This window comes from Butyrivibrio sp. AE2032, from assembly GCF_000702965.1.
In genome coordinates this window covers 2,175,510-2,188,020 of the sequence record NZ_JNLF01000005.1, presented here as the reverse complement: position 1 = coordinate 2,188,020, position 12,511 = coordinate 2,175,510, and the positions used below count along the sequence as shown (strand labels likewise).

The window sequence follows — 12,511 nt, the reverse complement described above, 5'->3', positions numbered from 1 at the left end:
TGCTTTACCTGAGTTTTGCCTACTTTTTGATGCTGAATGTTTTTCCCAAAATCCTACAATCATCCTGATATAATATGCCGGAACCTGAGGGGGACATATAATTGAAGAAGATAGCCGGGAAAAACATTTCCATATTACTTACCGCTTCGTTGATGACGGCCGTTGTCTTTGTTTCCGTTTTTGCGGGCGGATGCACGGATAAGAACGGAAAAAGTTCACTTGTGGATGAATCGGGGCTTGTCTTAAGCGGCAAGATGCCGGATAAGCTTCCTGACGGGCTCTCCTGGTACGACTTCACCGAAGACACGGCACTCTTTGATTATCTGACAGAAAAGGTCGGCGGATACTTCATGTCTGACATCACCTGGTACGCCGGCCGCACTTGGGTCTTCTTTACAGAGACCGAACCGCAAAAACCTGTCAATCACATAATGTCGTTTGATGAGAATTATACGGCGGACTGCGATTATGTCATCAAGGACGAATTCGGCGATAATATCAGCCTTGACCGAATGGTCCTGGGAGACCGCCTGTATATTGAGGCTTTCGATTTCGGTACACACGAACAATACCTTTATCCCATTGATGAGAACACAGGAAGCATTTCGCCCGGGGACAAGATCGTTTTAACCAAAAGCTCACAGGAAAATGAATCATCCAGCAGATTTGCATTTGTCGGAAACGATGTTGCCGTCCTTAAGCAGGAAAAGACAACAAGCATCGAACTTGTTGACCTGTCTTCCGGCACCGTAAAGCAGAAGGTATCCCTGGATAATCTTGCGAGCGATTTCTATATCAGATATCCGGAGGGCATTCTTTGTGCCGGAAATAATAAGGTCATCATCTGGGGCAATACATCTGCCAACTATAATTTCGGCCAGATCAGATACTGTCTGGTCGACCTTGAAACAGGAAATATCAGTGCTCTTGATGAGATGGAATATATTAATATCCCTCTCCGCAATCTCACTTACTGCAGCGGCATGCTCATAACTGTAACAGACGGCGGTGTTTACAGCATCGATACGGATGCCGGCACATGCAAGATGATCCTGTCGTTTAATTGCTCTGTCTGCAACAGATTCCTTGTCAACAATTCGGAATTAAAGTATGCAGATGAAGACAGACTTCTTTTCAGTTATACATCAAGATACGTAGGTGCGAACCAGATCAGTTTTGCACTCTGCACGTTCACTAAGACAAGCGAATATCCCGCAGCAGGAAAAAACATCCTTACTGTAGCATCAACCGAAGACCTTGATTACAGCATCTCAGAAGCAATAATGCGCTTTAACCGGGAGAGCAGTACGTCATATATGCTGTTCGATAACCGTTATAAGGCAAACAACGAGATCGACTATGCAAATACCGACGACACAGACCGTGCAATGCTTTCCAGCCTGAATTCCTATGCGTCAGTCTCAGACCGTCTGGCAATGGATATTCTCGCCGGAGAAGGTCCTGACATCCTCATAACAAACGGAGCAAACGAGCAGCTCTCCAATAAGGATTATTTCATTGATCTCTCCGGCTATCTGCAGAACGAGAGCGGGATCAATGAATCCGATTACTTCATGAATGTTATTGAAGCATCGGAATATAACGGCGCTCTTTATCAGCTCCCCATAGGCTTCTACGTTGATTGTCTTTTGGCTTCGGGCGATGATCTCGACTCCGGGAACGGATGGACTTTCGAAGAATACAAGTCCATGGTAAAGACAGTCTGCAACGGAACTGATCCTTTATACGATCACCAGTTATCCTTCTCAAGAACAGAAGTAGCGACCAGACTTTTCTCAAACGAGAGCGAAAAATTCATAACCGGCGGAAAGATCGACGTAAACTGCAGTGATTTCAACGAGATCCTCGACTACTGCAGTGAACTTCCCTCCAAAGGTTTTTACGAAGGCAAAGACGTTGATTCCGAATGGGAAGACCTGATGTTATCACAGGAAAAGATGCGCGTTCAGCCTGCCACAATTTTCGGGTTTTATGAATTCGAAGCGTTCTCGATGAATTTTAATGATCCCGTGATCTGCGGCTACCCTTCCGTTGACGGAAGAACTGCTGCGGTCGGTTCAAATATCGCTGTATCGATCTCTTCACACACAGGAGATGAAAATTCATGTAAACAGTTTTTGAGCATACTTCTCTCGGAGGATATCCAGAAAACCCTGTTCACGAATATCCCGGTAAACAAGAAGTGTGCTAAGGATATCGCTCTTATGGAGATCACCGAATACAACAAAAACGTTGCCGCAAGTGAAGGTGTAATGTTCGCAAAAACGGGAAAGGCTATCGACCCCGCAATCGCCGACAGATATATCGGGCAGCTCTCTACGGCAACAACATCGGGTTTTGTCTATCACAGCATCTCGATCATTATCTATGAAGAGATCCCTGCATATTTCGAAGGTCAGAAATCATTTGAAGATGTAGCAAAGGTGATCAATGACAGAGCGCAGAAAGTCCTGGACGAGAGGAAATAACAGCCGGTCTAATTCAAGATTGACCAATATCATTGTTTTGATTTCCACCAAACTGACTTTTGCTCAATATAGATACATTGATCCACACAATCCTTCAAATACATATCTGAACCAACCGGCAGAAGCACCATACAATCATGAGAAGTTAAGTAGTTTATCATTAGCTTCAGTCTTGCATTTGAAGAATAAAAATTGCTGGAATTATAAGGTGCATAAAACACCTTCTTTCCTGAAGCATATCCGACAGCAGCCGATGCGCTCCATCTCTCGCCGCTCAACTGACTTAACTTACGGTCATACCGCTCCGGAGTCAGGCAAAAGCCTTCAGCCAATTGTTCAAACGATTCTTCCACGAATCGGTTTTTCAAGGCTTTCTCTATAGACTTCCTCACGATAAGGTTCTTGTATGATTCATAGTATGGTTCGAGATTCCAGCTGATACCTTTTAACGTTTCCTGAGTGATCCCGGTGTCATCCAAATAGATCTCCAAGCCGTCTTTAAAACCTATCTGGCCTCCCAAAAGGTAAGACAGATACATGCATCCCTGCTGATATTCGCTGATCAGTGCATATGATCTGCCGGTTTCAAAAGCAACGTCGGAATAATACCAAAAGTCTTCCATCCCATTATTAAAATGGGAGTAACCCTGTAAAATAGATCTGCATTTTGAGGCATCAGTTCTGATAATCATATCTAAATAATAACAGAAATATTGGGGTTTTCTTTCTGTCTGGTCATTTTTAACAGGCCTCATAAACGAGGGTCTACACATTTGACGCAAAGGAATTCTAGAGAAGGTTGCTGACAAACAACACCGTCAGCTCATGGTATGCTGCGCCTGCAGTCAGCATGTTGTCGGTGGAGGTTCCAACCATCTGTGTGCCGTCCCAATAACTGATGGCCTGCCTTCCGCCCATAATGCCGGTCAGCCTGTCCTTATATTCCTCCCACTTGTCGATCTCATATTTCTTTATGATCTCGTAAGCCGGCTCAAGAACACTGACCGGGATGAACCTGAACTCGTGACCGTTTTCAAGAATAAGCCTGGTATCATCGAACTTGTAGACTCTGAGCCAGGCATTTCTGGGAGGTATAGCCGTCGAAAATTCCGATAAAGAAAAGAGCAGGAATTGTTCGATATCGGCACCGCATTTCGAGCACTTGGTGTCGGTCTCAAATTCCGATCCGCACTCGGGACATGTCCATCCGGCAGCGGGTTTTGGTAAAGGTTTAACATTGTTACAGGCCTCAATTTCAGCTTTTGCTTCCTCTTCTTTCGCCTCATTAACCGAAGGAACGGTATATGCTTTTCCGCAGTTGGGACAGAAATTGCTTACAGGACCGTTATATCCGCATTCACACTGAAAGGAACCCGTTTGAGACATATGTGACCTCCGAGAAATTGTTTTTTATATTTTACCCAAAAAAGCAATTGCAGTTTGTCTCAATGCTTATTGCTTGGTAAGATATCTTTGTTTAAGTTATAACGACACTCTGTGTATTTCGAAAGGATAAATGATATGGGGAACGGGAAAATGTATTTTAAAAGATTGCTTGTGCTGATCCTTACTGTTGTAATGACGGCATCTGTCATTCCTATGACCGTAATGGCGGACGGCGGTAATACATATCAGCAGGCAGCCAATGTCACGTTTGATCAGAAGTATTCAGGCAGCATGACAAAATCGAATGACACTGACTGGTATAAGCTCACACTCAGCACATCAGGAACCATGACGCTCAAGTTCCATGCGGATTTCATTTCTACGCAGATCTTTATTTACGGAAGTAATGACCTTAAGTCAGAAGTGCTTATCCTGTCCCCTGCCTGGGATTCCAATCTTAAGGAAAGCAATGTGACATATGTATATGCTCTTAATGCCGGAACATATTATCTGAAGATCAACAATTACAATCCGAATTATTACAGCGGGACTTATAATTTCACTGTCAGTTTCTCGGGTTCAGGAGAGTCATTTACGGATTCATACAATGGTTCAAATAACGAGATCTCAACCGCAAGCGCCGTTAAGACAAATACAAATTACAACGGATTCTTTGCTTATAACGACAAGGCGGATTTTTACAAGTTCACATTGGATGCTGATGCGGAAGTTGCAATATCCGTAAAAACACTGGTTTTCCAGTCATCTTTCGGTGTCTGCACTTCTTCCGGAGTCAAGATAAGGGATGCCGGTAATTTGGATGTTGAATATATTACGTGGAATGACAGCACCAAGGTCGGAAACGGCGTGTTCAAATACAAGCTCTCAAAAGGCACATATTACTTCTTTGCCGAGAGATCCTCGATCGTCGACAAGTATCTGGGCAAGTACAGCTTCAAGATCTCCGTACCCGGATGGCAGAAGGATTCTGCCGGCTGGTGGTATCAGAATCCCGACGGGTCCTACCCTAAGAACCAGTTCAAGTCCATCGGAAACCGCTGGTATTATTTCGACCAGAACGGATATATGGTAACCGGTTGGAGAAGTGTCAGCGGAGTATGGTATTACTTCAATTCCGACGGCTCAATGCATACAGGCTGGCAGCTCGATGCGGGTCACTGGTACTACTTCAACAAGGACGGAGCCATGCTGACCGGATGGCAGTATATCGGCGGCAAATACTACTATCTTAAGTCAAACGGCACCATGGCATCGAAAGAATACTGCGGCGGTTACTGGCTCAATGCCGACGGCACCTGGACATATAAATACAAGGCTTCCTGGAAACGGAATTCCACAGGCTGGTGGTACGGAGATGATTCAGGGTGGTTTGCCAAAAACGAGACAATTAAGATCGACGGTAAGAACTACAACTTCAACGCAAGCGGTTACTGTACGAATCCATGAGCTGAAAAACAGGATAAGATCTGCCGGTTCGTTCATTGACCAAAAGCATTCGTTTTATATGGGGAATGGTTATGAAACAGAAGAAAACCGCACTGATAATTACTGCTGTAAGCCTGATTGCCGTTTTGGCGGCAGTGGTCTTTGTGTTGTTTTTCCTTAACCGGTCAGAGCCTGCAGTTTCTTCAGAAACGATCCTGAAGGATTGTCCGTTTGAACTCTCGGACAATGCAGATTGGAAATTCTATCCTTCGGATAATCTGGCAGGACTCGCGGCGTTAGCCAGGGATCATGATGATACGGACCAGACTTTCGTCCTTGTATTCAGCCATTCCCCGGAACAGAAAGAAGCCGATAATGTCATCATCAACGGTGATCTTATCTTCCAATGCTTTTATGACTCCATTGATTTCAATGATCAGGAGATAGTCGAATGCGGCAACCTGTATTATATGAAGATGAAATGCGATAAACGGATCACCGTCGTGTCGTTCGTATTCAATCTAGAAAACGGTGATATCCGCGAAGTTGTCAGTGTAGAGGTCCTAGGCTATGATTCTGTCCCGAAAATGAATCTGCGCTATTCACGCTTTGATTACAGTCTTCCGCCGAAAACGGATAACATCAGAAAGACACAGATCTTTAACGAAGAGACCGGAAACTGGGAAGAAATCGCTGATATAGCGGAAACGACCGACGACGATGATTACAGCGAATACGTCACCTGGACCGAACTTCAGGTCGATGAAGAGGCAAATGAACTTTACGTCACCCGTGGCGGTATAACCGTCGGAGTGTGCTCATATAATTACACCTATGCCACTTACGACGTATACCAGGAACCAAAAGACCCCCAGGTCACGACCATCCGTTTTCTTATAGCCACTGACAGTGATGCGGGTGTCGAAAGCATAGAAGAATTCGATATCAACAACATCAGCACGGATGAGATCAGGCTTTATGTCAAAGAAGGCAGTGAATATGTGGATATCACGCCCGGTGATTTCTATCTTGAGACGGCTTCATCGAACGAAAAAAGGATCGGAGATTCAGATGTTTGGGTCGAAACGTGCCGTTTCATCAATCTTAACAGTAACGAACTGGGTGAACTCGGCGAGCACGAATACAGACTGGTGATCATGGACTATACCATCGATTTCACACTCAGGGTACAGACTTTCGAGGCATGGTAAGCGGATATTCCTGTTTCAGTTCAGAAGATCTGCCAGAGTATCTTCTGTCTCCACAGGCTGCCAATGACCTTCGACACAGGTGACAGCGCCTGTCGAACGGATCTTTTCAGCCAGGTCACCTGACAGTATCCTGTCTTTGGTTCCGTTTGGAAATTGAGAACAGGCTGCATCGCCGACAAAAAGAGTATTATCTTCGCACACATAAACAAGTGTTGAATCATCTGTGTGAGGAGCCGGTGTCTGCAGGAGCCTGACCGTGCATCCGCCAAGATCGACCGTCATGTCGCCATCGAAAACGATATCGGCAGGGACAACGATCACTTCCCTGCCGCCTTCATATTCTTTCCTGATGCTGTCGTACATGTTCAGGAAAACATCCGGGCCGTTCATCTCTATCTTTTTCATGCATTCCAGAAGATGACCGTTCGTGCGTTTATTTGCCATGGTAAGACCGTTTACGGCGTGCATCGCGAAAGTGTGATCCCAGTGCCAGTGTGTAAGGACCGTGAGGGTCGGGAGAGGCAGGCCTTCCTTTTGGAGAAGCCCGTAAAACTCCCTGACATGCGCTTCCGAGTGTCCGGCATCGATTGCCAAACACAGCTTTTCGCCCCTGACATAGCCCAGGTTCGGACGGTCGCGCTCTTCCTCAAAAGGCATATACCATATATGTTCTGATAGTTTCTTAAGTTCCATTCGTCAGTTCCCCCGTTATGGATAGTTTCTTCTGTCCTTTTCCTGCCCCGTCAAAACTCTATCATATAGATGTCGATCTTAGCTATTTTTTCCGTCTTGGCATAATTATACGGGTATGATTTTCGGACGTAATCGAAGAAATCACCTTTCACGTCCATTTCATGCATTTCAACATGCTTATAATCCTGATTCGTACTGTTGGTTTCATAAAGGACACTTACATAGAGCTTATAAGTTCTCCCGTCTTCTGCCCAGAAAAGCCTTTCCATGCAAAAACAGTAGTACGGACCCATGTCGACATACTCGTCAGCGTAATGATCGTAAGTGCTGTAGTTGAACGTGCCGAATTCAAGCGTATACATGTCTTTGTCTCTGGTATCTTTGCATGATTCATCAACAACATCGATTATCTCAAGCAAAGACATGTCCTCGTTAATGTTATCCCTGAGGAAAACAACCTGTTCATAATTATCAAAGAATTCGGGACTCCTCGGTTCTTCCACTGTTTCCTCAACCGTCTCAACCGTCGTTTCAATTGGCACGGCTGCCCCTATCCCTTCGAAAAACTCCGCGATGATCTTATGATCGTCACAGTTGGTGATGATTATGTATTTGTCAGACGGATCCTTGTACACTGCAAGGGGATAGGATCTGATCGCGGCAAATTCCCAGTAATCCCCATATTCGACGCTTGCATTTCCGTTATAGTATTGGATTCCGCGCGGACAGTTATTATCCAGCCATTCATCGATACAGTCACTTCTGACAATGAGGAAATTATAATCCTGAAATACACCCTTGATACTCTTATCACTTTTTTTGCTTATTGTCTGCAGCTTGGATCCGGCATATGTCTCAAGCTCTGCTTTGCTGACGGTTATGTTCAATTGATTGAATTCATACCCTTCAGGGATCCGGTACGGACTGACATCATATTCAGTATTTAAAGTTTCTCCCATTCTGCCCAATGAATACATTTCATTTTTCTGTAATCTACTGGTTGTGCTTGCATTTGCTGCCAAGACATATATAAGAATCGAGGCAACAACAGTTATACCAATGCCCGGTATAACTGCTCCTGCTATACCAAATGCCTTGCCGCCTTTGCCTTTTCTCCCGGCAGTGACAAGGCCTGCTATCGAAAGAATTAATCCGAGCAATGGCGACAGAATTAAACCGGCGGGCAGCACTTTCTCGACGTAAAAGCCCCTTTGGAAAAAGAAACACAATGATATCAAAGCCAAAGGCAGAACCGTAAAAATGAAACCGGCCAAACACAACTTGCTGAGTTCTTTCTTTCGTTCAGACATATAGCACCCGCGCTAATCCTTTTTGATCCTGTTGTCCGTAAACTTCTTCAGCCTGATAAGACCGGTCATTCTTACAGAGCAATTATATCATGTCATATAAGTATCCATTACGGGTATCCTTAAAGTAGTCTTCGAGCAGATACTCATCCGATCATTTTCATAGTATCGTTATTCATTTTCTTTTCCTCCGTATATGAAAGTTTTCTTGGATGGCTTCATTATCCATGGAGGCAGGAGGCCAAACAATCAGTAATGCTGTAACAAGATGGTGCTTAATCAACACATTCCTGATGGAATGTCGTAAACAAAATTACACCCCTGATTTCTCAGAGGCGTTGGATCAAATAATTCCTTACATCATTTAGCGGTCAGGTGTTTCTTTCAACAAAGGAATCCATCGTCCGGTGCTTGAGTGCATGCTCAAGAAGTTCCGGCAGTTTTTCCGGCGGACAGCCGAAGCATGGGATATCCATAGCTGAGATCCTTTCTGCCAGCTGATGGTCATAGACAGGCTTTCCGCTGTCAGAAATAGCAAGCAGTACCACTATGGTCACGCCGGACTCTTTCAGATCTGCAAGACGCTGCAAAAGGCCTGCACGGTTGCCGTTCTCATAAAGATCCGTCACCAGGAACATTGTCGTCTTTGCCGGAGCCGCGATCAAACCGCTGCAGTAAGCGACAGACTTCTCGATATTGGTTCCGCCACCCAATTGTATGCCGTAAAGCAATTCAACAGGATCCTCACACAATTCCGTGAGATCCGTGACCTCAGTATCAAAGGCTACCACATGGGTCTTTACGGAGCTGATACTCGCAAGAATACATCCCATTACGGAGGCATAGATGGCCGATTCACCCATGGAACCACTCTGATCGATATCCAGAACGATCGTCCTTGAAGCGCTTCTTGCCGTAGATGCATGTTCAAAGAAATAGAACTTCTCAGGATAAAGCGATCCGGTGCTCAGGTCATAATTCTTAAGATTTCTTCTTATAGTCAATTTGTAATCAAGAGCACTGGCCGAAGGGATAGGAGAATGTTCTCTTTTATTTACTGCCGAACTGACACACCTGCGCACATCATCTGCCAGGCGTTTGTTGATCTCTTCAATGATCTTGCGGATATACTCCCTTGCCTGTTCCTTTGCTTTCTTCGGTATCTGGTCCTTCATCATCAGGAGAAGCGAAGCCATGGAAACGTCCGGAGCAAGTTCCGACAGCATCTCAGGTTCGAACAAAAGCTCTTTCATTCCCATACGTTCGATCGCATCGTTCTGGATCACCCGTATCTGCATGGGCGAGAATAGTGTCCTGAGATCTCCGAGCCACTTCGTAAGCACCGGTGAAGCCATCTTTCCGCCCCCGGCGCTGCCATTCTCCTTATCCCATCCGTAGATCTGTGAAAGCGCCTGATCCATCAGCATCTCTTCTGCCGACATCAGACCCATGCTTCCTGCCGGGAAACCGCTCTCGCTCTCACTTCCGAGCAACAGACGCCACTTCTTCAGCTGTTCTGCGGTATCAGTTGTCTGTGTAGTTGTCAGATCAGTATTATTCTCCATTTCGCTTCCCTGTTGTCATTTAATCCCGTATCATGCGTTAAATATCAAAGTCAAAATCGTCCACATCACCAATGGCACTCTGTTCCGCTTCATGCACCGCCTTGCTCTCTTCTTCCGTCAGGGTGCCGTTCATGTAGGCGGCAGCGGAAGTTGCATTTACGCCAAAGATCTCGCAGATATTTTCTGCAATGTCCAGTTTCTCCGCCGGCGAAAAAGTAGAGAACGTCCTTCTGAGACAGATCGCAGCCGATCTGAATTCTTCCTCGTCCAATGAACGGATATAGGCAGCCAGATGCTCCCAGATGCCCAGTCTGGCGATCAGGGCTCTGTGATTCTTCTCTGCCAGTCCTTCAAACCAATATGCACCGTCTGCTGACGGCATGCCTTTTGCAAGATGACGTTCCATCAAGGAATAGAGTTTTTCCGCATCGATATCACCGCGTTCTGCCAAGGCTCCGCATGCAAATCCTGACAAGAGCGGATTAGCCATATCATCTTCCGCAAGCTCCATAAACGCGTGTACGAGCCTTTCTTTATCAAGAAATTCATGGATCTGCACCGCATCCCATACCGTTGCGAGTGCCGGAAGGATCTCTTTTGCTGCCGCTTCATCGCAGACACATTCTTTTCGGAGATTCAGACAGAATTTCAGGAACAGTCTTTCCATCAGCGGTTCGATCCCGGACAGATCCATGCGCCTTATGTTACCGAAGCGTACCGTCATGGAAAGATCTCCGATGGCACAGCCGACATCCTGGATAGCTTCATTTCCTGCCGCGCTGTTTTGTACTGCATAGATGGCTTCCCGTACGCATGCGGTCAGTCCTGCCTCGAGCGCTTTTGCCAGGATCTCCGATGTCTGCTTCACATTCTCCGCAGCGCGCAGCTTCTCCCCGAGTACAGTCACTGCGGCCTCTTCTAATGTATCTCCTTTAAGGGATGCCTCGACGATCCGTATCTCGGTCTCCGGTGTCCACTGAAGGCTCCATTTCTCCGCCCATGTAGCCGTATCCTGCCGGTATCTTTCCTGAGTGCAGAATCCGGTCTGCAGGACTGACATACGGTGCAGGAAAAATGAACGGTTCAGATCAAGGAACGCCGCTTCCTGCGATTTCACGCGCAGATTCTCACGCAGATCCAGATCGAGTTCCTGCCGTTCGCTGCTCCTGAATCTTTCCAGCTTCAGCACCTTCAACTGACGCAGAAAATCTTCCTGTACGGAGGTGCATACCGTTCCTTCCGGCATCTGACCGATCCTGGTTCCGATCTCGGTATTGGCTACAGCAACCGCAATCTCAGCAAAACTTCCCTCTCCGATACATGTAATAGCAGAAGAACGGAGATCCGCCAGTGCAGGATATTTTCCGCCGTTCATCGCAGCCAGCTCATTTGCAAGCCTGAGTGCCTCGATCACCTGGGCTGATGACGCCATTCCGCCGTGCAGTCTCTGATAAGCTGCCACTCTGGTCAGATATTCCGAAGCGGCCATATCACCGCCCGGAGCGCCTCCGGATGCATTACGGCACCTCCACAGGATCTCGAAATAATTTGGTGCCTTCGCACCTGCCCCGTAGCCGGAATGTTCCGACAAACGGTAATATGAATACGGCATAAGAGTCGCATTGCAGTCCTTCAGATTTTGTTTACCGGCAAGAACAGCGTCAGTCTTTTTGCGGTCATCTTCCGAATACGCTTTCTTTACTGCAGCCGTATGAAATGCACCGGTCACCACCACGATGCTGCGGTCCGGATCTTCCAGAACAGCCTCCGCTATCATGCGGCGCATATGGCATTCACGAAGCTCCTCGTGCTCAGCCTTGAAGCTGTCTTTATCCGCCTCCGTAAACTCGCGCAGAGAAGCACCGTACGTATCCATTGCAGCAGCCAGCTCCTCGCCGCTGCCGCAGCCTTCAAAGGTATATTCCCAGAAAGAATCATGCGGTATACCGGTCAGCTGTTCGATCTGTTCGTATACGGATGTTTTTTTATCCTGTCCGGAACTTCCGCTGTCCGGTTCTTCCTTGCCCCCGCCCTTATCAATGCTTTTGGGGGATCTCATCTCTTCTTCCGCGCGTCCTCGAAGTTCTTTGTAGTATCCGAGTTCAACACTGGAAGGAAGATCTATAAAGCGTGCTTTGACGCCCTTTTCCTTCGCCCAGAGAATGGCCTGATATTCCGGCGAAAATTCCGCGAAAGGATAGAGCACCGTCTCTACAGGCGGTTCTTTCGTGTATGCCAGGATCGCTGCAGGCAGTTCTGCTTCTTCCGACACGAGACCGTCCATCAGACCGTTTAAGTCCGACGGTCCTTCGATCAGTACAAGCCCCGGTTCTTCATTCTGCAGCAATTCCCGGAGATAGTATGCACATACCGGCGATAGATGCCGGATTCCGAAATAAGTGATCTTTCCCAAT

Annotated in this window: 9 protein-coding genes; 3 read left to right on the top strand and 6 right to left on the bottom strand. The window is 46.5% G+C overall.

Annotation, left to right across the window (positions count from 1 at the left end; genetic code table 11):
- Window positions 1–101 precede the first annotated feature (101 nt).
- On the top strand, window positions 102–2,489 hold the full coding sequence (locus BO18_RS27350) for an extracellular solute-binding protein (protein WP_034451060.1): 2,388 nt from the start codon (window positions 102–104) through the stop codon (window positions 2,487–2,489).
- A 29-nt stretch (window positions 2,490–2,518) separates the two neighbouring features.
- On the opposite strand, the gene BO18_RS27345 is transcribed toward BO18_RS27350, so the two are convergent.
- On the bottom strand, window positions 2,519–3,298 hold the full coding sequence (locus BO18_RS27345) for a hypothetical protein (RefSeq protein ID WP_185752589.1): 780 nt from the start codon (window positions 3,296–3,298) through the stop codon (window positions 2,519–2,521).
- A complete protein-coding gene (locus tag BO18_RS27340; RefSeq protein ID WP_034451059.1) occupies window positions 3,279–3,875 on the bottom strand; it encodes a hypothetical protein in 597 nt (198 codons plus the stop codon). The genes BO18_RS27345 and BO18_RS27340 overlap by 20 nt, the downstream gene beginning before the upstream one ends.
- A gap of 150 nt (window positions 3,876–4,025) precedes the next feature.
- Here BO18_RS27340 and BO18_RS27335 point away from each other — a divergent pair, with 150 nt between their 5' ends.
- Window positions 4,026–5,342, top strand: coding sequence for an N-acetylmuramoyl-L-alanine amidase family protein (locus BO18_RS27335; RefSeq protein ID WP_034451057.1), 1,317 nt, complete (start codon window positions 4,026–4,028; stop codon window positions 5,340–5,342).
- Window positions 5,343–5,413: 71 nt separating this feature from the next.
- Window positions 5,414–6,532 carry a hypothetical protein gene (locus tag BO18_RS27330; RefSeq protein WP_034451055.1) on the top strand — a complete coding sequence of 373 codons (1,119 nt, stop codon included), beginning with the start codon at window positions 5,414–5,416 and terminating at the stop codon, window positions 6,530–6,532.
- A 15-nt stretch (window positions 6,533–6,547) separates the two neighbouring features.
- Here BO18_RS27330 and BO18_RS27325 read toward each other — a convergent pair whose 3' ends face one another.
- The 4 genes from BO18_RS27325 to BO18_RS27310 form a co-directional block, all read right to left on the bottom strand.
- Window positions 6,548–7,225 (bottom strand): MBL fold metallo-hydrolase, encoded by a 678-nt coding sequence (locus BO18_RS27325; RefSeq protein ID WP_034451052.1) that lies wholly within the window; start codon window positions 7,223–7,225, stop codon window positions 6,548–6,550.
- 50 nt (window positions 7,226–7,275) lie between these two features.
- Window positions 7,276–8,184, bottom strand: coding sequence for a hypothetical protein (locus tag BO18_RS27320; protein WP_185752588.1), 909 nt, complete (start codon window positions 8,182–8,184; stop codon window positions 7,276–7,278).
- Between the two features lie 719 nt (window positions 8,185–8,903).
- A complete protein-coding gene (locus BO18_RS27315; RefSeq protein WP_051689220.1) occupies window positions 8,904–10,097 on the bottom strand; it encodes a VWA domain-containing protein in 1,194 nt (397 codons plus the stop codon).
- 37 nt (window positions 10,098–10,134) lie between these two features.
- Complete coding sequence (locus tag BO18_RS27310; protein WP_034451048.1) at window positions 10,135–12,510, bottom strand: DUF5682 family protein; 2,376 nt, start codon at window positions 12,508–12,510, stop codon at window positions 10,135–10,137.
- Window position 12,511: the final 1 nt, after the last annotated feature.